Here is a 26,743-nt window from a genome sequence, read left to right on the forward strand (position 1 = left end):
TTCCATCCTCGTCACGATGACTCCTTAAGTAAGTGGGGCCAGGCGCAGCATAGGCAATATTGCCCCGCTGCGCCTGCCGGTCAGCTGTTGTTGTTGTCGATCTTGATGGTCGGGTCGGCGCCGCTGATCAATGAGTTGATCGTGGTACTTGACCAGTTAACCCCTTCCAGCTTGATTGATACATCGGCATTGGCCAGGCCACCTGCAGCGTTCAACTTGCCCTCGGTACTGATCTGCAGGGTCGATTCACCACCCACCGTGGTGATTTTCAGGTAGTTGTCGATCGTCGTGCCACGCTCACCTTGCAGCAAGTCGGTAAGGTCAAGGCGGTCGCCCTCGCTCAGCTTGAAGTCCTTGATCACGTCCTGGCCTATGTCGCCGATTTTCCAGACAAAGGTATCGGCACCCGCGCCACCGCTCAGAATGTCGTTGCCCTTACCGCCAGTCAGGCTATCGTTGCCGGCTCCACCGAAGAGCAAATCGTTGCCCTCGCCACCGAGCAAGGTGTCATTGCCGGTGCCGCCCAGCAAGATGTCGTTGCCTTTGCCGCCATCAATGTAATCGTTGCCACCCTGGCCGAAGATCACGTCATTGCCGCCCCCGCCCATCAAGGTATCGGCGCCGTCGTTAGTGCGCGAAAGGTCGAACTCGGTGTAATGCTCGGTGATGTACTGGTGCATGACTTTCGCATCCACCGTACTGGCGTCCACACCAAGTTTTGTCGCCACGAACGCCTGGACGGCTTCCACCCCGCTGCCGGGTATCGAATCGAAGCTGACCAGGTCGCCGAAGATGATGTCGTGCCCATCGCCGCCATCGATCTTGTCGGCACCTGCAACCGTCGCATCGGTGTGGCCGAGGATTGCATCGGCCAGCTTGGTCGCGTCGACGTTGGTTTGTGGCACGCTGTCGGTGTCGAAAGGTTTCAGGTCATTGGTGCTGATGCCCGTGCCAATGCCGATAGCTTCCACGGCGGACAGTGCCGAGAGCAATTTGAAGCTGTCGGTGGCGTTGGTCAGGGTGTCGCTGGTGGTGGTGCTGCCGGTACCAGCACGGGTCGACAGCTCGTAGCCGCCATTGCCCTCTGCGCGGATGTTGCCGGTGGTCACTGCGCTCCACTTGTAGCTCAGGGTCGTAAGGTCGAAGCTGCGGGTTTCTGCCGTGAGCTTGCCGGCGCTGTCGATCGACACCCGGTTGGTGGTGTCCAGCGAGTAGTTGGTCACAGTGTCGCCCGACTTGTAGCTGATATTGCTGAGGAACGTGTCGAGCTTGACCGAGCTGTTGGCCAGCGTCGGGTTGGTCTGCTCGCTGGTCTGGTAGTAGGTCGGCTGGCCATCGGTGAGGAAGAAGGTCTGGTTGGTGCCAGTGTTACCGGCCGTCTTGAGGTTCTGGAACCAGTTGGCGGTGGTCTTGAACGCGTCTTCGTAGTTGGTGCCGCCCTCCGAACTCATTGTGCCCAGGGCGGTGAGCAGGGTTTTCAGGCCGGCGTCGTTGAGGGTGACCGATACCGTGCTCTTGACCTGCGTGGCGAAGTCCACCAGCAGCACGTTGACGGTTCCCACGCCCATGGCTTTGTCCTGTGCCAGCATGGTCTTGAACACGGTCTCCAGCGAGGCCTTGGTGGCTTCAATGCCGGCACTCCCCATGCTGCCTGAAGTGTCGACGATGAACGCTACGTTGTAGTCTTTGCCAGGGGCCATGTGCAGGCCGGCAACATCGGCGATGATGATGTCGTTGCCGACCGTTCCGCTCGAGGTGTCGCTGGCGGTGGTCAGGGTGCTGGTGGAGTAGGTTTCCGGGTAAACCGTAACCTTGATCGTGCCCTCGTTGGTGGCAAAGCTGCCACCGACGGATTCCGTGGATGTGGAGGTGACCTTCACATCGAACTGCCCGCTGTAGTAGGCAGGCGTCTTGATCGACAGGCTGGTCAGTGTCCAGCCGGTCACATCGACCGCAGTACTGCCGACCGTGATGCTGTGCCCGGCATTGTCGCTGATCACAGAGCCCACCGGGATGCCGGCAAGTTTGACGCTGAGCGTCTCGGAGCCGTCGGTATCGGTCAATGCGGTGGTAATGCCCGCCAGCTTGACGCTGCCGTTCTCCGGCCCTTCGTTGAGTTTGAAGCCATCGTAGTAACCCTGACCATTACTGCCGTGCAGGTCGGATACGGTGACCCCGGCGTTACCCAACTCGGTCACATTAGGGTACATCGGGATGTTGGCGCTGTTCAGGTCAGTGACCAGCCCGCTACCGACCTTGACGTTTACGTCATAGCTCCCTGGGCCAGACTGGTTGGCGTGGTAGATCTCTAGGGTGTAGTAGCCGCTGACGGTCGGGGTAAAGGTGCCCGCCACGACACCGGCGCCGCTGCCCCAAGTGGCCGTGACCACGGTTTTGCCGCCAATGTTGACCAAAAGGCTGTCGTCGGCGGTGCCGCTGAAGGTATAGGTCTTGCCTGCTTCCATGTAGATCAGGCCGGACGTTTTGGAACCGCTTTGAGCGGCCACACTGGCGTCAGACTGTACGTTGGTGGTGGTTTCGCTCTTGGTGGCGTTTCCGGAGTTGCTGAATACCGTCTTCAGCGCATCGCCGGTAATACCATTGCCATTGGTGCCCAAGCCCGTGAGCGTGGTCCAGGTTTCCTTGGTCAGGCCCAGGGAGTTGACGTTGGCGCTGCCAATGCTCAGGTCCGGTTTGTCGGCGACCGGGGTGATGTCCACTTTCAGTGTGGTTTCGCTGCCAGGCGTCACGCCATCGGTAGGCTTGTACTTCAGCTGCGCGTAGTCAGCCTGTTTATTGCCCACTGCTGTACCGCCATAACCATCGGCACCGGACTGGTTGGCCAGCGGCACGAACTTCAGCTTGCCGGCCGCGATATCGGCCTGGCTCACGGTCTGGTTGACCGTCACATTTACCCAAGCCGTGCCGTTGTAGTACTTGAGGCTGCCCAGCGTCGGAAGTTGGGTGATAGTTACGCCCAGGCTGGAAGTCGCGCTGTCGACGTCAGTGACGTTGAAGTTGCTCCAGTTCAACACCAGGTCGGTGTCCTCGGTGCCGGTCACGGCGCCGCCAGTGGAAACCGGAGCGTCGTTGACTGCCACCACGTTGACCGTGGTGGTCGCGGTGTTGGACACGTTTACGCCATCGGTCACCGTCACCGTTATCACGCGAGGGGTTGTGCTCGGGTCCTCGCTGGTATTGACGAAGGTGATGTTCTTGATCGCCTGCATGTAGTCGGCGAGCGTTGCCGTGCCACTAAGTGTGAGCACAATTTTGCCATCGGTAACGCTGGAGCTGATGGTGATGCCAGTGACGCTGTTGCCGAGATTGAGCGCATCGCCAGCCAGGCGGTTGGTCAGGGTGACGGTGGCGCCGGTCAGCTGGCTGCTGTCGAAGTCGGTGATGGAAATATCCAGGTCACTGATCGAGTTGCCACTGCCGTTCTCGATAAAGGTGGTCTGGTAATCCGCGCCGGATTTGCCACTGGAATCGTTGGCATCCAGGTCCAGCACCGGGGCAGGCTCATACAGCTGGGTGGTGACGCTGCCTGCTGTGCTGCTTACAACCAACCCTTCGAAGTTGCCGCCCGTGGCCGAGTCGATCTTGATAGTGAACTGCTCTGTACCCTCGGTGACGTTGTCCTTGATCGTGGGGATGGTAAAGGTGGCCTGGTTGCTGTTGGCCTTGATCGTCACAGTGGCCACCCCGGTGTAGTCCACACCGTTGGTGGCAGTGCCGCTGTAGCTGAGTTTGACGATCACATCGGTTTGCGGCGCGCTGGTCAGCGTCAGGGTGTAGGTGCCGTTGTTGCCTTCGGCGACCGTGGCCGAGCCGCTGATGCTGAGCGTGGTGTTGTTCAGCGTGTCAGTCACTGCGGTGACTGCTGGCGCGGGGTTGATCACCAGGTTTTCGAAGTTGCCGCCGGTGGCAGTGGTAATGGTGGTACTGAGTGTGGTCGCGTCGATGTAGACATCGTCGACAGGGGCGGCCACGGTGACGCTTCCGGAAGACTGGTTGGCCGCGATGGTGATGGTCTGGCCGTTGCTCAGCGTCACGGTGACTGCTGTCTGCGCTGGGTTGGTAAGGGTCGCGGTGTAGACGATCTGGCCACCTTCGGCAACGGTCGGCGTGGCGGTGAGCGTTACCGTTGTGTTGTCCTGCACATCAAGGACGCTGGTGCTGATGACACTTTTGTTTGCCACCAGGTTCTCGTAGCTACCACCGCTGACGCTGCTGATGCTGTTGGTGACCGGCGTGTGGCCCTGATAAACATCGTTGGTCACCGTGCCGGTGGCGGTCCCCGTGGACTGGCCGACGGCAATGTTGATGGTCTGGCCGTTGGTCAGTGTCACCACCACCGGGGTTACGGTTACCGGTGCGCTGACGGTTGCGGTGTAAATGATGGTGCCACCTTCGGCCACGCTTGGCGTGGCGGAAAGAGTGACGGTCGTAGTGTCCTGCACATCCGTCACGGTGGTGCTCACCGTAGCGGAGCTGGCGACCAGGTTCTCATAGCTGCCGCCACTGACGCCGGTAATGCTGTTGGTGACTGGTGCGTGGCCCTGGTAGACGTCGTTGGTCACAGTACCAGTGGCAGTGCCGGAGCTTTGGCCGACCGGGATAGTGATGGTCTGACCGTTGGCCAGCGTGACCACGACTGGTGACCCGGTCACTGGCGCGCCGACGCTGGCGGTGTAGGTGATGGTGCCACCTTCAGCCACCGATGGGGTAGCGGTCAGCGTAACGGTGGTGGTGTCCTGCACATCGGTGACCGTGGTGCTGACGGCCGTCTGGTTGGCGACCAGGTTCTCGTAGTTGCCGCCGCTCACGCCGGTGATGCTATTGGTGACCGGCGCGTGTCCCTGATACACATCGTTGATCGCAGCTCCGGTAGCAGTACCAGAGCTTTGGCCGACCGCAATGGTAATGGTCTGGCCGTTAGCCAGAGCGACCAGGACCGGGCTACCGGTGACCGGTGCGCTGACGGTTGCGGTGTAGATGATGGTGCCGCCCTCAGCTACGGATGGGGTCGCGGTCAGCGTGACGGTAGTGGTGTCGATGGTATCGGTAACGTTGGTGATCGCTGAGGTGCTATTGATCGCCAGGTTCTCGAAGTTGCCCCCGGTGGCGTTGGTGATTTTGGCACTGACCTGACCCGCATCCACGTATGGATCATCACCCGGTGCAGCTACGGTGACGCTGCCGGAGGTCTGATTGGCGGCAATGGTAATGGTTTGACCGTTGCTCAGAGTAACCGTGACGGCAGACTGGGCCGCATTGGTCAGCGTCGCGGTGTAAACGATCGAGCCGCCTTCGGCCACGCTTGGGGTTGCCGACAGCGAAACCGTGGTGGTGTCCTGCACATCCGTGACAGTGGTACTGACAGCGGTCTTGTTCGCGACCAGGTTCTCGTAGTTTCCGCCGCTGACGTTGGTGATGCTGTTGGTGACCGGTGCGTGGCCTTGGTAGACATCGTTGACAGCAGTACCCGTGGCGGTGCCCGAACTCTGGCCGACTGCAATGGTGATGGTCTGACCGTTGGCCAGGGTGACTACAACCGGAGAACCGGTCACCGGTGCGCCAACGCTGGCGGTGTAGGTGATAGTGCCGCCTTCAGCCACCGATGGGGTGGCAGTTAGCGTGACCGTGGTGGTGTCGATGGTATCGGTAACGTTGGTGATCGCTGAGGTGCTATTGATCGCCAGGTTCTCGAAGTTGCCCCCGGTGGCGTTGGTGATCTTGGCACTGACTTGGCCCGCATCCACATATGGATCATCGCCCGGTGCAGCCACGGTGACGCTGCCGGAAGTCTGGTTGGCGGCAATGGTGATGGTCTGGCCGTTGCTCAGGGTGACGGTGACTGCCGATTGGGCAGCATTGGTCAGGGTGGCGGTGTAAACGATCGAACCGCCTTCGGCCACGCTTGGCGTCGCCGACAAGGAAACCGTGGTGGTGTCCTGTACATCGGTCACGCTGGTGCTGACGGAGCTGGTGTTAGCAACCAGGTTCTCGTAGTTGCCGCCGCTGACATTGGTGATGCTGTTGGTGACCGGGGCGTGACCTTGATACACGTCGTTGACGGCTGTGCCGGTGGCGGTACCGGAGCTTTGGCCGACGGGAATGGTGATGGTCTGGCCGTTGGCCAGGGTGACCACGACAGCCGACCCAGTCACCGGTGCACCGACGCTGGCGGTGTAGGTGATGGTGCCGCCTTCAGCCACCGACGGAGTCGCGGTCAGCGTTACGGTGGTGGTGTCGATGGTATCGGTGACGTTGGTGATCGCTGAGGTGCTATTGATCGCCAGGTTCTCGAAGTTGCCCCCGGTGGCATTGGTGATCTTGGCACTGACTTGGCCCGCATCCACATATGGATCATCGCCCGGTGCAGCCACGGTGACGCTGCCGGAAGTCTGGTTGGCGGCAATGGTGATGGTCTGGCCGTTGCTCAGGGTGACGGTGACTGCCGATTGGGCAGCATTGGTCAGGGTGGCGGTGTAAACGATCGAACCGCCTTCGGCAACGCTTGGCGTCGCCGACAGTGAAACCGTGGTGGTGTCCTGCACGTCGGTCACGCTGGTGCTGACCGTGCCGGTGTTCGCGACCAGGTTCTCGTAGTTGCCGCCGCTGACATTGGTGATGCTGTTGGTGACCGGGGCGTGACCTTGATACACGTCGTTGACGGCCGTGCCGGTGGCGGTACCGGAGCTTTGGCCGACGGGAATGGTGATGGTCTGGCCGTTGGCCAGGGTGACTACGACTGGCGAGCCGGTCACCGGCGCACCGACGCTGGCGGTGTAGGTGATGGTGCCGCCTTCGGCCACCGAGGGGGTGGCGGTCAGGGTGACGGTGGTGGTGTCTTGCACATCTGTGACTGTGGTGCTGACGGTTGCCGTGTTGGCGACCAAGTTCTCGTAATTTCCGCCGGACACAGCGCTGATGCTGTTGGTGACTGGCGCATGGCCTTGATAGACGTCATTGCTCACCACGGCGGTGGTGGTGCCGGAGCTCTGACCCACGGCAATGGTGATGGTCTGGCCATTGGTCAGGGTCACTACGACGGGGCTACCGGTCACCGCCGCACTGACGCTTGCGGTATAGATGATGGTGCCACCCTCGGCTACCGATGGAGTCGCGGTGAGCGTGACGGTGCTGGTGTCGACGGTATCGGTGACGTTGGTCACTGCTGGCGCGCTATTGATCGCCAGGTTCTCGAAGTTGCCACCGGTGGCGTTGGTGATCTTGGCACTGACCTGACCCGCATCCACATATGGATCATCGCCCGGCGCGGCCACGGTGACGCTGCCGGAGGTCTGGTTGGCGGCAATGGTGATGGTCTGGCCGTTGCTCAGAGTAACGGTGACGGCAGACTGCGCCGCATTGGTCAGCGTCGCGGTATAAACGATCGATCCGCCTTCGGCCACGCTCGGCGTCGCCGAGAGCGAAACCGTGGTGGTGTCTTGCACGTCGGATACAGTGGTGCTGACAGCGGTCTTGTTCTCGACCAGGTTCTCGTAGTTCCCGCCGCTGACGTTGGTGATGCTGTTGGTGACCGGCGCATGGCCCTGATAAACGTCATTCACAGCCGTGCCGGTGGCGGTGCCGGAGCTTTGGCCGACCGGGATGGTAATGGTCTGGCCGTTGGCCAAGGTGACCACAACCGGCGAGCCGGTGACCGGTGCACCGACGCTGGCGGTGTAGGTGATGGTGCCGCCTTCAGCCACCGACGGAGTCGCGGTGAGCGTGACGGTGCTGGTGTCGACGGTATCGGTGACGTTGGTCACTGCTGGCGCGCTATTGATCGCCAGGTTCTCGAAGTTGCCACCGGTGGCGTTGGTGATCTTGGCACTGACCTGACCCGCATCCACATATGGATCATCGCCCGGCGCGGCCACGGTGACGCTGCCGGAGGTCTGGTTGGCGGCAATGGTGATGGTCTGGCCGTTGCTCAGAGTAACGGTGACGGCAGACTGCGCCGCATTGGTCAGCGTCGCGGTATAAACGATCGATCCGCCTTCGGCCACGCTCGGCGTCGCCGAGAGCGAAACCGTGGTGGTGTCTTGCACGTCGGATACAGTGGTGCTGACAGCGGTCTTGTTCTCGACCAGGTTCTCGTAGTTCCCGCCGCTGACGTTGGTGATGCTGTTGGTGACCGGCGCATGGCCCTGATAAACGTCATTCACAGCCGTGCCGGTGGCGGTGCCGGAGCTTTGGCCGACCGGGATGGTAATGGTCTGGCCGTTGGCCAAGGTGACCACAACCGGCGAGCCGGTGACCGGTGCACCGACGCTGGCGGTGTAGGTGATGGTGCCGCCTTCAGCCACCGACGGAGTCGCGGTCAGCGTGACGGTGGTGGTGTCGATGGTATCGGTAACGTTGGTCACTGCTGGCGCGCTATTGATCGCCAGGTTCTCGAAGTTGCCCCCGGTGGCATTGGTGATCTTGGCACTGACTTGGCCCGCATCGACGTACGGATCATCGCCCGGTGCAGCCACGGTGACGCTGCCGGAAGTCTGGTTGGCACCAATGGTGATGGTCTGGCCGTTGCTCAGGGTGACGGTGACGGCAGACTGCGCCGCATTGGTCAGGGTGGCGGTGTAAACGATCGAACCGCCTTCGGCCACGCTTGGCGTCGCCGACAGCGAAACCGTGGTGGTGTCCTGCACGTCGGTCACGCTGGTGCTGACCGTGCCGGTGTTCGCGACCAGATTCTCGTAGTTGCCGCCACTGACGTTGGTGATGCTGTTGGTGACCGGCGCATGGCCCTGATACACGTCGTTAACGGCCGTGCCGGTGGCAGTGCCGGAGCTTTGACCAACCGGGATAGTGATGGTCTGGCCGTTGGCCAGGGTGACCACGACCGGCGAGCCGGTGACCGGTGCACCGACGCTGGCGGTGTAGGTGATGGTGCCGCCTTCAGCCACCGACGGAGTCGCGGTCAGCGTTACGGTGGTGGTGTCGATGGTATCGGTGACGTTGGTGATCGCTGAGGTGCTATTGATCGCCAGGTTTTCGAAGTTGCCCCCGGTGGCGTTGGTGATCTTGGCACTGACTTGGCCGGCATCGACGTACGGATCATCGCCCGGTGCAGCCACGGTGACACTGCCGGAGGTCTGGTTGGCACCAATGGTGATGGTCTGGCCGTTGCTCAGGGTGACGGTGACGGCAGACTGCGCCGCATTGGTCAGGGTAGCGGTGTAAACGATCGAACCGCCTTCGGCCACGCTTGGCGTCGCCGACAAGGAAACCGTGGTGGTGTCCTGTACATCGGTGACGGATGTGCTGACGGTGCCGGTGTTGGCAACCAGGCTCTCGTAGTTGCCGCCGCTGACGTTGGTGATGCTGTTGGTCACGGGAGCGTGGCCTTGGTAGACATCGTTGACAGCAGTGCCGGTGGCGGTGCCGGAGCTTTGGCCGACCGGGATAGTGATGGTCTGGCCGTTGGCCAAGGTGACCACAACCGGCGAGCCGGTCACCGGTGCACCGACGCTGGCGGTGTAGGTGATGGTGCCGCCTTCGGCCACCGATGGGGTCGCAGTCAGCGTGACGGTAGTGGTGTCCTGCACATCGGTAACGGTGGTGCTGACGGTGCCTGTGTTGGCTACCAGATTCTCATAGCTGCCGCCGCTGACATTGCTGATGCTGTTGGTGACCGGGGCGTGGCCCTGGTACACGTCATTGCTGACGACGGCGCTGGTCGTGCCAGAGCTCTGGCCGACGGCAATGGTAATAGTCTGGCCATTGGTCAGGGTGACCACGACCGGGGAGCCGGTTACTGGGGCACCCACGGTCGCCGTGTAAATGATGCTTCCGCCCTCCGCCACGCTCGGTGTGGCGCTCAGGGTCACGGTGGTGGTGTCCTGAACATCCGTCACGCTGGTGCTGACGGTGCCGGTGTTGGCCACCAGGTTCTCGTAGTTGCCGCCGCTGACATTGGTAATGCTGTTGGTGACCGGCGCATGGCCCTGATACACGTCGTTAACGGCCGTGCCGGTGGCAGTGCCGGAGCTTTGACCAACCGGGATAGTGATGATTTGGCCGTTGGCCAGGGTGACCACGACCGGCGAGCCGGTGACCGGTGCACCGACGCTGGCGGTATAGGTGATGGTCCCGCCCTCAGCCACTGATGGGGTGGCAGTGAGGGTCACCGTAGTGGTGTCCTGCACATCGGTAACGGTGGTGCTGACCGTTGCGGTGTTAGCGGTCAGGTTCTCGTAATTTCCGCCGGACACAGCGCTGATGCTGTTGGTGACCGGCGCATGGCCTTGATAGACGTCGTTGCTGACGACGGCGGTGGTCGTGCCAGAGCTTTGGCCCACAGCAATGGTGATGGTCTGGCCATTGGTCAGGGTGACCACGACTGGTGAGCCAGTCACTGGCGCTCCGACTGTGGCCGTGTAAACGATGCTACCGCCTTCAGCCACCGAAGGGGTCGCGCTCAGGGTTACGGTGGTGGTGTCCTGAACATCAGTGACGGATGTGCTGACGGTGCCGGTGTTGGCCACCAGGTTCTCGTAGTTGCCGCCGCTGACATTGGTAATGCTGTTGGTGACCGGAGCGTGGCCTTGATACACGTCATTCACAGCCGTGCCGGTGGCAGTGCCGGAGCTTTGACCAACCGGGATGGTAATGGTCTGGCCGTTGGCCAAGGTGACCACAACCGGCGAGCCGGTGACCGGTGCACCGACGCTGGCGGTGTAGGTGATGGTTCCGCCCTCAGCCACTGATGGAGTGGCGGTGAGGGTCACCGTGGTGGTGTCCTGCACATCCGTGACGTTGGTGCTGACGGTTGCGGTGTTGGCTACCAGGTTCTCGTAATTCCCCCCGGATACAGCGCCGATGCTGTTGGTGACCGGCGCATGGCCTTGATAAACGTCATTGCTCACCACGGCAGTGGTGGTGCCGGAGCTCTGACCCACGGCAATGGTAATGGTCTGGCCATTGGTCAGCGTGACCACGACCGGGCTACCAGTAACGGCCGCACTGACACTGGCGGTGTAAACGATGGTGCCGCCTTCGGCCACTGACGGCGTGGCGGTTAACGTCACGGTCGAAGTGTCGACGGTATCGGTGACGTTGGTCACTGCTGGCGCGCTATTGATCGCCAGGTTCTCGAAGTTGCCTCCCGTGGCATTGGTGATTTTCGCACTGACTTGCCCAGCATCGACGTACGGGTCGTCGCCCGGCGCGGCCACGGTGACACTGCCGGAGGTCTGATTGGCGGCAATGGTGATGGTTTGACCGTTGCTCAGGGTGACAGTGACTGCGGACTGCGCAGCGTTAGTCAGCGTCGCGGTATAAACGATCGAGCCACCTTCAGCCACGCTCGGTGTGGCCGACAGGGAAACCGTGGTGGTGTCCTGCACATCGGTCACGCTGGTGCTGACCGTGCCGGTGTTGGCGACCAGATTCTCGTAATTTCCGCCCGAAACCCCTGTGATGCTGTTGGTGACCGGGGCGTGGCCCTGGTAGACGTCATTCACAGCCGTGCCGGTGGCAGTGCCGGAGCTTTGGCCAACCGGGATGGTGATGGTCTGGCCGTTGGCCAGGTTAACCACGACTGGCGACCCGGTCACCGGTGCGCCGACGCTGGCGGTGTAGGTGATTGTGCCGCCCTCGGCCACCGATGGCGTTGCGGTCAGGGTCACCGTAGTGGTGTCCTGCACATCGGTAACGGTGGTGCTGACGGTGCCTGTGTTGGCTACCAGATTCTCATAGCTGCCGCCGCTGACATTGCTGATGCTGTTGGTGACCGGGGCGTGGCCCTGGTACACGTCATTGCTGACGACGGCGGTGGTCGTGCCAGTGCTCTGGCCAACGGCAATGGTGATGCTCTGGCCATTGGTCAGGGTGACCACGACTGGTGAGCCAGTCACTGGCGCTCCGACTGTGGCCGTGTAAACGATGCTACCGCCTTCAGCCACCGAAGGGGTCGCGCTGAGGGTTACGGTGGTGGTGTCCTGAACATCCGTCACGCTGGTGCTGACGGTGCCGGTGTTGGCCACCAGGTTCTCGTAGTTGCCGCCGCTGACATTGGTAATGCTGTTGGTGACCGGGGCGTGGCCCTGGTAGACGTCATTGACGGCCGTGCCGGTGGCGGTGCCGGAGCTTTGGCCGACCGGGATCGTGATGGTCTGGCCGTTGGCTAGGGTGACTACGACAGGCGACCCAGTCACCGGTGCACCGACGCTGGCGGTGTAGGTGATGGTGCCGCCTTCAGCTACCGATGGAGTCGCGGTCAGGGTGACGGTGGTGGTGTCTTGCACATCCGTGACAGTGGTGCTGACGGTTGCGGTGTTGGCGGTCAGGTTCTCGTAATTTCCGCCGGACACAGCGCTGATGCTATTGGTGACCGGCGCATGGCCTTGGTACACGTCATTGCTGACGACGGCGGTGGTCGTGCCAGAGCTCTGGCCGACGGCAATGGTAATAGTCTGGCCATTGGTCAGGGTGACCACGACCGGGGAGCCGGTTACTGGGGCACCCACGGTCGCCGTGTAAATGATGCTTCCGCCCTCCGCCACGCTCGGTGTGGCGCTCAGGGTCACGGTGGTGGTGTCCTGAACATCCGTCACGCTGGTGCTGACGGTGCCGGTGTTGGCCACCAGGTTCTCGTAGTTGCCGCCGCTGACGTTGGTAATGCTGTTGGTGACCGGAGCGTGGCCTTGATACACATCATTCACAGCCGTGCCGGTGGCAGTGCCGGAGCTTTGACCAACCGGGATGGTAATGGTCTGGCCGTTGGCCAGGGTGACCACAACCGGCGAGCCGGTGACCGGTGCACCGACGCTGGCGGTGTAGGTGATGGTGCCGCCCTCGGCCACCGATGGGGTGGCGGTCAGGGTGACGGTGGTGGTGTCTTGCACATCCGTGACTGTGGTGCTGACGGTTGCGGTGTTGGCGACCAGATTCTCGTAATTTCCCCCCGAAACAGCGCTGATGCTGTTGGTGACCGGCGCATGACCTTGATAGACGTCATTGCTCACCACGGCGGTGGTGGTGCCGGAGCTCTGACCCACGGCAATGGTGATGGTCTGGCCATTGGTCAGGGTCACTACGACGGGGCTACCGGTCACCGCCGCACTGACGCTTGCGGTATAGATGATGGTGCCACCCTCGGCTACCGATGGAGTCGCGGTGAGCGTGACGGTGCTGGTGTCGACGGTATCGGTGACGTTGGTTACTGCTGGCGCGCTATTGATTGCCAGGTTCTCGAAGTTGCCTCCCGTGGCATTGGTGATTTTCGCACTGACTTGCCCAGCATCCACGTACGGATCATCGCCCGGCGCGGCCACGGTGACACTGCCGGAGGTCTGGTTGGCGGCAATGGTGATGGTTTGACCGTTGCTCAGGGTGACAGTGACTGCCGACTGCGCAGCGTTGGTCAGCGTCGCGGTATAAACGATCGAGCCACCTTCAGCCACGCTCGGTGTCGCCGACAGCGAAACCGTGGTGGTGTCCTGCACATCGGTCACGCTGGTGCTGACCGTGCCGGTGTTGGCGACCAGATTCTCGTAATTTCCGCCCGAAACCCCTGTGATGCTGTTGGTGACCGGGGCGTGGCCCTGGTAGACGTCATTGACGGCCGTCCCGGTGGCGGTGCCGGAGCTTTGGCCGACCGGGATGGTAATGGTCTGGCCGTTGGCCAGCGTGACCACGACTGGCGAACCGGTCACCGGCGCACCGACGCTGGCGGTGTAGGTGATAGTGCCGCCTTCAGCTACTGATGGAGTTGCGGTCAGGGTCACCGTAGTGGTGTCCTGCACATCGGTGACGGTAGTGCTGACGGTTGCCGTGTTGGCGACCAGGTTCTCGTAGTTGCCGCCGCTGACGTTGGTGATGCTGTTGGTGACCGGCGCATGGCCCTGATAAACGTCATTCACAGCCGTGCCGGTGGCGGTGCCGGAGCTTTGGCCGACCGGGATAGTGATGGTCTGGCCGTTGGTCAGGGTGACCACGACAGGCGACCCAGTAACCGGTGCACCGACGCTGGCGGTGTAGGTGATGGTGCCGCCTTCAGCCACCGACGGAGTCGCGGTCAGCGTGACGGTGGTGGTGTCGATGGTATCGGTAACGTTGGTCACTGCTGGCGCGCTATTGATCGCCAGGTTCTCGAAGTTGCCCCCGGTGGCATTGGTGATCTTGGCACTGACTTGGCCCGCATCGACGTACGGATCATCGCCCGGTGCAGCCACGGTGACGCTGCCGGAAGTCTGGTTGGCACCAATGGTGATGGTCTGGCCGTTGCTCAGGGTGACGGTGACGGCAGACTGCGCCGCATTGGTCAGGGTGGCGGTGTAAACGATCGAACCGCCTTCGGCAACGCTTGGCGTCGCCGACAGTGAAACCGTGGTGGTGTCCTGGACATCGGTGACGGATGTGCTGACGGTGCCGGTGTTGGCAACCAGGTTCTCGTAGTTTCCGCCGCTGACGTTGGTGATGCTGTTGGTGACAGGGGCGTGGCCCTGATAGACGTCGTTAACGGCCGTGCCAGTGGCGGTGCCCGAGCTTTGGCCGACCGCAATGGTGATGGTCTGGCCGTTGGCCAAGGTGACCACGACAGGCGACCCGGTGACCGGCGCACCGACGCTGGCGGTGTAGGTGATGGTGCCGCCTTCAGCCACCGATGGGGTGGCAGTGAGGGTCACCGTAGTGGTGTCCTGCACATCGGTAACGGTGGTGCTGACCGTTGCGGTGTTAGCGGTCAGGTTCTCGTAATTTCCGCCGGACACAGCGCTGATGCTGTTGGTGACCGGCGCATGGCCTTGATAGACGTCGTTGCTGACGACGGCGGTGGTCGTGCCAGTGCTCTGGCCAACGGCAATGGTGATGCTCTGGCCATTGGTCAGGGTGACCACGACTGGTGAGCCAGTCACTGGCGCTCCGACTGTGGCCGTGTAAACGATGCTACCGCCTTCAGCCACCGAAGGGGTCGCGCTGAGGGTTACGGTGGTGGTGTCCTGAACATCAGTGACGGATGTGCTGACGGTGCCGGTGTTGGCCACCAGGTTCTCGTAGTTGCCGCCCGAAACCCCTGTGATGCTGTTGGTGACAGGGGCGTGGCCCTGATACACATCATTCACAGCCGTGCCGGTGGCGGTACCGGAGCTTTGGCCAACCGGGATGGTGATGGTCTGGCCGTTGGCCAGGTTAACCACGACTGGCGACCCGGTCACCGGTGCGCCGACGCTGGCGGTGTAGGTGATGGTGCCGCCCTCGGCCACCGATGGCGTTGCGGTCAGGGTCACCGTGGTGGTGTCCTGCACATCCGTGACGTTGGTGCTGACGGTTGCGGTGTTGGCTACCAGGTTCTCGTAATTCCCCCCGGACACGGCGCTGATGCTATTGGTGACCGGCGCATGGCCCTGATAGACGTCATTGCTGACGACAGCAGTGGTCGTGCCAGTGCTTTGGCCGACGGCGATGGTAATGGTCTGGCCATTGGTCAGGGTGACCACGACTGGCGAGCCAGTCACTGGGGCGCCTACTGTGGCGGTGTAGACGATCGAACCGCCTTCGGCCACGCTGGGCGTGGCGCTCAGGGTCACGGTGGAGGTGTCCTGAACATCCGTCACGCTGGTGCTGACCGTGCCGGTGTCGGCGACCAGGTTCTCGTAATTTCCGCCCGAAACTCCCGTGATGCTATTGGTGACCGGTGCGTGGCCTTGGTAAACGTCATTGATGGCAGTGCCGGTGGCGGTGCCCGAGCTTTGGCCGACCGGGATGGTAATGGTCTGGCCGTTGGCCAGGGAGACCACAACCGGCGAACCGGTGACCGGTGCACCGACGCTCGCGGTATAGGTGATGGTCCCGCCTTCAGCCACGGATGGGGTGGCGGTGAGGGTCACCGTAGTGGTGTCTTGCACATCCGTGACGCTGGTGCTGACCGGTGCCTGATTTGCCACCAGGCTCTCGTAACTCCCACCAGAGACGCTACTGATGCTGTTGGTGACCGGAGCATGTCCCTGATACGCGTCATTGCTGACAATTGCAGTAGTTGTGCCGGTACTTTGGCCCACGGCTATGGTAATGGTCTGGCCGTTGGTCAGCGTGACCACCACGGGGCTACCGGTCACCGGTGCCCCCACGGTAGCCGTGTAAACGATGTTGCCCCCCTCGGCGACTGTTGGTGTAGCGGTCAGGGTGACGGTAGTCGTGTCCTGCACATCCGTGACAGTCGTGCTGACGGTGCCCGTGTTGGCAACGAGATTCTCGTAATCACCGCCGCTTACATCCGTGATGCTGTTGGTAACCGGGGTGTGACCTTCGTAGACATCGTTGGAAGCTGTGCCGGTCGCCGTGGCGGAGCTTTGCCCGACCGGGATGGTAATGGTCTGGCCGTTGGCCAGGGTCACCACGACCGGGCTGCCGGTGACCGGTGCGTCGACGCTGGCGGTGTAAGTGATGGTACCGCCCTCGGCCACGCTCGGAGTCGCGGTGAGGGTTACGGTGGTAGTGTCCTGGTCGCTGGTGACCGTGGTGCTGACCTGGGTTTTGTTTGCTTCCAGGTTCTCGTAGTTACCGCCGCTGACCGTGCTGATGCTGTTGGTAACCGGAGCATGGTCATGGTAAACGCCATTGCTCACCACCGCCGTCGCTGTGCCTGAACTCTGCCCGACTGCAATAGTGATGGTTTGCCCGTTGGTCAGGGTAACCACGACGGGGCTGCCGGTGACCGGCGCGGTTACTGTGGCGGTATAAACAATGGTGCCGCCTTCGACCACGGACTGTGAGGCGGTCAGCGTAACGGTCGACGTGTCGATGGTATCGCTAACGTTGGTCACTGCTGGCGCGCTGTTGATCGCCAGGCTCTCGAAGTTGCCACCGACGGCATTGGTGATCTTCGCACTCACCTGGCTGGCGTCCAGGTAGGGATCGTTGCCCGGCGCGGCAACGGTGATGCTGCCAGAGGTCTGGTTGGCGCCGATGGTGATGGTCTGGCCGTTGCTCAGCGTGACGGTGACTGCCGACTGGCCTGCCTGCGTCAAGGTGGCGGTATATACGATCGAACCGCCTTCGGCGACGCTCGGAGTGGCCGAAAGCGAGACCGTGGTGGTGTCCTGTACATCGGTCACGCTGGTACTGACGGTGCCCGTGTTGGCGACCAGGTTTTCGTAATTGCCTCCTGAAACTGCCGCGATGCTGTTAGTCACCGGGGCATGCCCCTGATAAACATCGTTGGTCGCGGTGCCAGTGGTAGTGGCCGAACTCTGGCCAACCGGAATGGTGATGGACTGGCCGTTGGTAAGGGTGACCACGACCGGGCTGCCAGTCACCGGCGTACCCACGGTAGCCGTGTAGATGATGGTGCCGCCTTCTGCCACGCTGGGGGTGGCGCTCAGGGTCACGGTGGTTGTGTCCTGCACATCTGTGACGCTGGTGCTCACCGTAGCGGTATTTGCAACCAGGTTCTCGTAATTGCCGCCGCTGACGCTGGTGATGTTGTTGGTGACCGGCGCATGGCCCTGATAGGCATCATTCGTCGCGGTGTCAGTGGCTGTGCCAGTGCTTTGGCCAACCGCAATTGTGATGGTTTGGCCGTTGGCCAGTGTGACCACGACAGGCGAGCCAGTCACCGGCGCGCCGACACTGGCGGTGTAGGTGATGGTGCCGCCCTCTGCAACGCTTGGGGTGGCGGTCAGTGCGACGGTTGTCGTATCGACGGTGTCGGTGACGTTGGTCACCGCTGGCGTGCCGTTGACTGCCAGGTTTTCGAAGTTACCCCCGGTGGCGTTGGTGATCTTGGCACTGACAGGGCCGGCGTCGACGTAAGGGTCATTACCGGGTGCGGCAATGGTGACACTGCCGGAGGTCTGGTTGGCACCGATGGTGATCGTTTCGCCATTGCTAAGGGTGACAGTGACAGCCGACTGCGCAGCATTGGTCAGAGTGGCGGTGTAAACGATCGAGCCGCCCTCGGCCACGCTCGGTGTGGCCGACAAGGAGACCGTGGTGGTGTCCTGCACGTCGGTGACGGATGTGCTGACAGAGCCGGTGTTGGCGACCAGGCTCTCGTAGTTGCCGCCGCTGACGCCGGTGATGCTGTTGGTGACTGGGGCGTGGCCTTGATAGACATCATTGACGGCCGTGCCGGTAGCGGTGCCGGAGCTTTGGCCGATCGGGATGGTGATGGTCTGGCCGTTGGCCAGCGAGACCACAACCGGCGAACCGGTGACCGGTGCACCGACGCTGGCGGTGTAGGTGATTGTGCCGCCCTCGGCCACCGATGGCGTTGCGGTCAGGGTCACCGTAGTGGTGTCCTGCACATCGGTAACGGTGGTGCTGACGGTGCCTGTGTTGGCTACCAGATTCTCATAGCTGCCGCCGCTGACATTGCTGATGCTGTTTGTGGCCGGCGCGTGGCCTTGATAGACGTCGTTGCTGACGACGGCGGTGGTCGTGCCAGTGCTCTGGCCAACGGCAATGGTAATAGTCTGGCCATTGGTCAGGGTGACCACGACCGGGGAGCCGGTTACTGGGGCACCCACGGTCGCCGTGTAAATGATGCTTCCGCCCTCCGCCACGCTCGGTGTGGCGCTCAGGGTCACGGTGGTGGTGTCCTGAACATCCGTCACGCTGGTGCTGACGGTGCCGGTGTTGGCCACCAGGTTCTCGTAGTTGCCGCCGCTGACGTTGGTAATGCTGTTGGTGACCGGAGCGTGGCCCTGATACACGTCATTCACGGCCGTGCCGGTGGCGGTGCCGGAGCTTTGGCCGACCGGGATCGTGATGGTCTGGCCGTTGGCTAGGGTGACTACGACAGGCGACCCAGTCACCGGTGCACCGACGCTGGCGGTATAGGTGATGGTCCCGCCCTCAGCCACTGATGGGGTGGCGGTGAGGGTCACCGTAGTGGTGTCCTGCACATCGGTAACGGTGGTGCTGACCGTTGCGGTGTTAGCGGTCAGGTTCTCGTAATTTCCGCCGGACACAGCGCTGATGCTGTTGGTGACCGGCGCATGGCCTTGATAAACGTCATTGCTGACGACGGCGGTGGTCGTGCCAGAGCTTTGGCCCACAGCAATGGTGATGGTCTGGCCATTGGTCAGGGTTACCACGACTGGTGAGCCAGTCACTGGCGCTCCGACTGTGGCCGTGTAAACGATGCTACCGCCTTCAGCCACCGAAGGGGTCGCGCTGAGGGTCACGGTGGTGGTGTCCTGAACATCCGTCACGCTGGTGCTGACGGTGCCGGTGTTGGCGACCAGATTCTCGTAACTTCCCCCCGAAACCCCTGTGATGCTGTTGGTGACCGGGGCGTGGCCCTGGTAGACGTCATTGACGGCCGTGCCGGTGGCGGTGCCGGAGCTTTGGCCGACCGGGATCGTGATGGTCTGGCCGTTGGCTAGGGTGACTACGACAGGCGACCCAGTCACCGGTGCACCGACGCTGGCGGTGTAGGTGATGGTGCCGCCTTCAGCTACCGATGGAGTCGCGGTCAGGGTGACGGTGGTGGTGTCTTGCACATCCGTGACAGTGGTGCTGACGGTTGCGGTGTTGGCGGTCAGGTTCTCGTAATTTCCGCCGGACACAGCGCTGATGCTATTGGTGACCGGCGCATGGCCTTGGTACACGTCATTGCTGACGACGGCGGTGGTCGTGCCAGAGCTCTGGCCGACGGCAATGGTAATAGTCTGGCCATTGGTCAGGGTGACCACGACCGGGGAGCCGGTTACTGGGGCACCCACGGTCGCCGTGTAAATGATGCTTCCGCCCTCCGCCACGCTCGGTGTGGCGCTCAGGGTCACGGTGGTGGTGTCCTGAACATCCGTCACGCTGGTGCTGACGGTGCCGGTGTTGGCCACCAGGTTCTCGTAGTTGCCGCCGCTGACGTTGGTAATGCTGTTGGTGACCGGAGCGTGGCCTTGATACACATCATTCACAGCCGTGCCGGTGGCAGTGCCGGAGCTTTGACCAACCGGGATGGTAATGGTCTGGCCGTTGGCCAAGGTGACCACAACCGGCGAGCCGGTGACCGGTGCACCGACGCTGGCGGTATAGGTGATGGTCCCGCCCTCAGCCACTGATGGGGTGGCGGTGAGGGTCACCGTAGTGGTGTCCTGCACATCGGTAACGGTGGTGCTGACCGTTGCGGTGTTAGCGGTCAGGTTCTCGTAATTTCCGCCGGACACAGCGCTGATGCTGTTGGTGACCGGCGCATGGCCTTGATAAACGTCGTTGCTCACCACGGCGGTTGTCGTGCCAGTGCTCTGGCCAACGGCAATGGTGATGGTCTGGCCATTGGTCAGGGTGACTACGACCGGCGAGCCAGTCACTGGTGCGCCGACAGTCGCCGTATAGACGATACTTCCGCCCTCGGCCACGCTCGGTGTGGCGCTCAAGGTTACGGTGGTGGTGTCCTGTACATCGGTGACGGATGTGCTGACGGTGTCGGTGTTGGCAACCAGGTTCTCGTAGTTGCCGCCCGAAACCCCTGTGATGCTGTTGGTGACCGGGGCGTGGCCCTGATACACGTCATTCACAGCCGTGCTGGTGGCGGTACCGGAGCTTTGGCCGACCGCAATGGTGATGGTCTGGCCGTTGGCCAGGTTGACAACAACCGGCGAACCGGTGACTGGCGCACCTACGCTGGCGGTGTAGGTGATGGTCCCGCCTTCGGCCACCGATGGGGTCGCAGTCAGCGTGACGGTGGTGGTGTCCTGCACATCGGTAACGGTGGTGCTGACAGTTGAAGTGTTGGCGGTGAGGTTTTCGTAACTTCCGCCGGACACAGCGCTGATGCTGTTGGTGACCGGCGCATGGCCTTGATAAACGTCGTTGCTAACTACCGCAGTGGTGGTACCGGAGCTTTGTCCGACGGCGATGGTGATGGTCTGGCCATTGGTCAAGGTAACCACGACCGGGGAACCAGTCACTGGCGCTCCAACTATGGCCGTGTAAACGATGCTACCGCCTTCAGCCACCGAAGGAGTCGCGCTGAGGGTTACGGTGGTGGTGTCCTGGACATCGGTGACGGATGTGCTGACCGTGCCTGTGTTGGCCACCAAGTTCTCGTAATTGCCGCCCGAAACCCCTGTGATGCTGTTGGTGATCGGGGCATGGCCCTGATACACGTCATTCACAGCCGTGCCGGTGGCGGTACCGGAGCTTTGGCCAACCGGAATGGTGATGGTCTGGCCGTTGGCCAGAGTGACCACAACCGGCGAACCGGTGACTGGCGCACCGATGCTGGCGGTGTATGTGATGGTCCCGCCTTCGGCCACCGATGGGGTCGCAGTCAGCGTGACGGTGGTGGTGTCCTGCACATCGGTAACGGTGGTGCTGACAGTTGAAGTGTTGGCGGTAAGGTTCTCGTAATTCCCCCCGGATACAGCGCCGATGCTGTTGGTGACCGGCGCATGGCCTTGATAAACGTCATTGCTCACCACGGCAGTGGTGGTGCCGGAGATCTGACCCACGGCAATGGTAATGGTCTGGCCATTGGTCAGCGTGACCACGACCGGGCTACCAGTAACGGCCGCACTGACACTGGCGGTGTAAACGATGGTGCCGCCTTCGGCCACTGACGGCGTTGCGGTTAACGTCACGGTCGAAGTGTCGACGGTGTCGGTGACGTTGGTCACTGCTGGCGCGCTATTGATCGCCAGGTTCTCGAAGTTGCCGCCGACGGCATTGGTGATCTTGGCACTGACTTGGCCTGCATCGACGTAGGGGTCGTTGCCGGGTGCGGCCACGCTGATGCTTCCGGAAGTCTGATTAGCCGCAATGATGATGGTCTGACCATTACTCAAGGTCACGGTAACGGCCGACTGGGCGGCATTGGCCAGTGTAGCGGTGTAAATGATCAAGCCGCCTTCAGCCACGCTCGGTGTGGCCGACAGGGAAACCGTGGTGGTGTCCTGGACATCCGTCACACTGGTGCTCACCTGCGCGGTGTTAGCGACCAGATTTTCGTAATTACCGCCCGAAACCCCTGTGATGCTGTTAGTAACCGGCGCATGGCCCTGATAGACATCATTGGTCACGCTACTGGTTGCAGTACCAGAACTTTGCCCAACCGGGATGGTGATGGTCTGGCCGTTGGCCAAGGTCACTATCACAGGTACACCTGTGACCGGCGACCCCAACGTAGCGGTGTAGATGATGGTGCCGCTCTCAGCCACCGATGGGGTAGCGGTCAGCGTGACGGTAGTGGTGTCCTGCACATCCGTCACACTGGTGCTCACAGTGGCGGTGTTGGCGACCAGACTTTCGTAATTACCGCCGCTGACACTGCTGATGCTGTTGGTGACGGGCGCATGCCCTTGATAGGCATCGTTGGTCGCTGTGCCGGTGACAGTGCCGACGCTTTGCCCTACCGGGATGGTGATGCTCTGGCCATTGGCCAATGTCACCACTACCGCTGTACCGGTGACCGGCGCGCCCACGCTGGCGGTGTAGGTGATCGTTCCGCCTTCTGCAACGCTCGGGGTGGCTGTGAGGGTGACGGTGGTGGTATCGACGGTATCGGTGACGTTAGTCACTGCTGGCGAACCGTTGATCGCCAGGTGCTCGAAGCTGCCCCCGGTGGCGTTGGTGATCTTGGCACTGACTTGGCCGGCATCGACGTACGGATCATCGCCCGGTGCAGCCACGGTGACGCTGCCGGAAGTCTGGTTGGCGCCAATGGTGATGGTCTGGCCGTTGCTCAGGGTGACGGTCACGGCAGACTGGGCCGCATTGGTCAGGGTCGCGGTGTAAACGATCGAGCCGCCTTCGGCCACGCTCGGCGTCGCTGACAGCGAGACCGTGGTGGTGTCCTGTGTATCAGCCACGGTGGTGCTGACCGGAGCAGTGTTGGCCACCAAACTTTCAAAGTTACCGCCGGAAACCCCGCTGATGCTGTTGGTGATCGGGGTGTGGCCCTGGTAGGCATCGTTGGTTGTGGTGCTGGTAGTGGTGCCGGCGCTTTGGCCCACGGGAATGGTGATGGTCTGCCCATTGGCCAAAGTGACCACGACCGGTGAACCGGTCACCGGCGCACCTACGGTCGCGGTGTAGGTGATACTGCCACCTTCGACAACGCTTGGGGTCGCGGTCAATGTTACGGTTGTTGTGTCCTGCACGTCGGTAACGGTGGTGCTGACAGGCGTCTGGTTAGCTGTCAGGTTCTCGTAGTTACCGCCAGAGACCCCGCTGATGCTGTTGCTCACCGGCGCATGGCCCTGATAGACGTCGTTGCTGACGACTGCAGTGGTTGTGCCGGTGCTTTGGCCCACGGGAATGGTGATGGTTTGCCCATTGGCCAAAGCCACCACCAACGCAGAGCCGGTTACCGGAGCGTTGACCGTTGCTGTGTAGACAATGCTGCCGCCCTCGGCCACCGACGGCGTGGCGGTCAGGGTGACCGTGGAGGTGTCCTGAATATCGGTGACAGTCGTGCTGACTGTCGTCTGATTGGCAACCAGGTTTTCGAAATTCCCCCCGGAAACGCCAGTGATGTTGTTGGTGACAGGAGCATGGCCCTGATAGGCATCATTGCTCACGCTGCCCGTGGCGGTACCGGAGCTTTGGCCTACGGCGATTGTGATGGTCTGCCCGTTGGCCAGGGTGACCACAACCGGCGAGCCGGTGACCGGCGCGTTTACCGCAGCGGTGTAAACAATGGTGCCGCCTTCGGCAACCGAGGTCGTGGCCGTGAGTGTAACCGTGGTGGTATCGAGGGTATCGGAAACGGTAGTTACAGCTGGCGTACTGCTGAACGCCACGTTTTCAAAACTCCCCCCTGACGTACCGGTGATATGCGCACTGACCTGGCTGCCATCGGCATACGGGTCGTCACCAGGCGCAGCAACCGCGACGCTGCCGGAGGACTGATTGGCCGCAATAATAATGGTCTGGCCATTACTCAGGGTAACGGTAACTGCCGTTTGCGAGGCGTTGGTCAGGGTTGCGGTGTAAACGATCGAGCCGCCTTCGGCGACGCTTGGCGTGGCGCTGAGGGTAACCGTTGTGGTGTCCTGCACATCCGTCACGCTGGTGCTGACGGGAGTGGTATTGGCCACCAGATTTTCGAAATTACCGCCCGAGACGCCAGTGATGCTGTTGGTTACCGGTGCGTGGCCCTGATACACATCATTGGTGACGACGCCAGTGGCGGTGCCGGAACTTTGGCCAACCGCGATGGTGATGGTTTGGCCGTTGGCCAGGGTTACCACAACCGGCGAACCTGTAACCGGCGCGCCTAGGCTGGCGGTGTAGGTGATCACTCCTCCTTCAGCTACGGAAGACGTTGCAGTGAGGGTAACCGTCGTCGCATCGACGGTATCGGTGACGCTGGTGCTGACCGGAGCCTGATTGGCGACCAGGTTTTCGTAGCTGCCCCCGGATACACCGCTGATGCTGTTGGTAACTGAGGCATGGCCTTGATACACATCGTTATCCACAGCCGCAGTAGCGGTGCCGGAGCTCTGGCCCACGGCAATGGTAATGGTCTGGCCGTTGGCCAGGCTTACGACTAGCGGGCTACCGGTAACCGGCGCTGAAACCGTGGCGGTGTAGACAATGGTGCCGTTCTCGGCGACCGACGGCGTAGCGGTGAGGGATACCGTGGAGGTGTCCTGTACATCGCTGACCGTAGTGGTAACCGGGGCTTGGCTGGCAACCAGGTTCTCGTAATTGCCCCCGGCAACGCTTGCGATATTGTTGGTGACCGGGGCATGGCCCTGATAGGCGTCGTTGCTTACTGCGGTTGTGACGGTACCGGCACTTTGCCCCACCGGGATACTGATGGTTTGCCCATTGGCCAACGTCACCACAAGTGGCGAACCGGTCACCGGCGCGGTGACTGTCGCGGTGTACACGATAGTGCCGCCCTCTGTGACAGAAGGCGTCGCGGTCAGGGTTACCGTGGATGTATCTGGCGTATCGGTTACCGAAGTCACTGCTGGTGTGCCATTGATTGCCAGTACTTCGAAATTGCCTCCCGTGGCATTGGTAATACGCGCGCTGACCAGGCTGGCATCCACGTACGGGTCATCCCCGGGCGCGGCGATGCTGACACTGCCAGAGGTCTGGTTCGCGGCAATGACGATGGTCTGGCCGTTGCTCAGCGTCACAGTAACTGCGCCCTGGCCTGGATTGCTCAGGGTCGCGGTATAGGTGATCTGGCCGCCCTCGGCCACGCTCGGGGTAGCGCTCAGGGTAACCGTGGTGGTGTCTTGCGTGTCGTTGATTACAGTGCTGACCGGCGCCGTATCGGGCACCAGGCTCTCATAGTTGCCGCCGCTGACGCCGGTAATGCTGGTACTGACCTGACCCTGCCCCTGATACACATCATTGCCCACAGGTACATTGACCGTCCCGGTGCTCTGGCCCACTGCAATGGTGATGGTCTGCCCATTGGCAAGGTTCACCAGTACCGGGCTGCCGGTTACGGGTGCCGAGAGGCTGGCGGTGTACACGATGGTGCCGTTTTCACTGACCGAAGGCGTTGCAGTCAGGGTTAGCGTGCTTGTGTCGGCCGAGTCGCTGACGACTGTCAGTACTGGGGTCGGGTTGGGCTGTAGCAGCTCGAAGTTGCCACCAGTTGCCGACGTGATGGTGGTGCTCAGTGTGCTATCACCCCTGTACACATCGTTGGCCGTCTGCAGTACGACGCTGCCACTGGTTTGCCCGGCGGCGATACCGATGACCTGGCCGTTGGACAGGGTGACCGTCACCGCTGTCTGCGCCACGTTGCTCAAGGTGACGGTATAGGTGACGGCCCCACCCTCGGTTACTGTCGGGGTGGCGCTGAGGATCGCCGTGGTGATATCGAGGGTATCGACAATCTGGGTTGTAGCCGGAGTGCCATCAATACTGATCGGCAGGCCGCCGCCGGTGGTACCTGTGATGTTGGCCGATACCGTCTGGCCATCGACGTACACCGTATCGTTGGCTGCAACCGGCACATTCACCGATCCACTGGTTTGGCCCGCGCCAATCACGATCACGGCGCCGTTTGACAAGGTCACCGTCAGCTCGCTTATAGGCGCCTGGCCGACGGTAGCGACGTAGACAATGGTCCCACCTGCTTCGCTGATCGAAGGGGTCGCACTCAGCACTACGGCCGTGCCAGCGGCTGCTGGGGTGGTAGCTGTCGTGTCATCCAGCCCGGCGAATTGCTCAAAGCGCAGGCCGTCGCTGAAATTGAGCGGGCCGGTGGGGTAGCCAATGTTCGGGTCTACCCGGCCGGCGGTTTCTTCGAGCAACACGAAACTGTGCCCGCCGCCCAGCGCACCGCTGCTCCCCGCTGCGGCTGGCCCCGCAGCGGTAGCTTCCAGTGCCTTGGTAGGGTCGACACCGGCCTGAATCGCTTGTTGCAGTTCTTCCACCGAGGGGGCGGCTTGGGCGGTTGCCTGGCTGAGGTCGGTGCTGCTGTCAGGGGCATCGGCGCTCCACTGGCTGTCGCGGCCCAGGTCCAGGTAGCGCCCATCGGCGAGCTGCAAGGTCACAGCGCCACCAACGCCGGTCAGCACCTGCTCGCCAGCGAACAAGCGGTCGCCTTCTACCAGCACGCGCCGGATGCCTTCTGGGGAAACCGCGATAACTTGGCCAACAATGCTTTTGACGATGGCTACAACAGTGCTCATGGGACTCTCCAGATGACTCGACCAGTTTCTTCCATGCCCCGCCAGCGCTCGGCTCCAGCGTGGTAAGTGGAATGATTCGAAAGTGCCTGTATCGTTTTTCTGTCAAACTTTCGTGCACTGGCTTTTAGTGGGCCAACTTGCGACGAAATATTGACTTCGTGGCCGCGTGCGCG

Annotated in this window: 1 protein-coding gene; it reads right to left on the bottom strand. The window is 61.9% G+C overall.

Annotated elements, in window-relative coordinates:
- Positions 1–80: 80 nt before the first annotated feature.
- A complete protein-coding gene (locus PVV54_RS00715) occupies positions 81–26,570 on the bottom strand; it encodes an immunoglobulin-like domain-containing protein (RefSeq protein WP_274908130.1) in 26,490 nt (8,829 codons plus the stop codon).
- Positions 26,571–26,743: the final 173 nt, after the last annotated feature.

Origin of the sequence: Pseudomonas sp. PSKL.D1 (assembly GCF_028898945.1) — a bacterium.
GTDB lineage: Bacteria > Pseudomonadota > Gammaproteobacteria > Pseudomonadales > Pseudomonadaceae > Aquipseudomonas.

Bases quoted from the DNA above. Each gene is read 5' to 3' on its own strand.
- PVV54_RS00715 (WP_274908130.1), bottom strand. From the start codon at position 26,570: ATGAGCACTGTTGTAGCCATCGTCAAAAGCATTGTTGGCCAAGTTATC.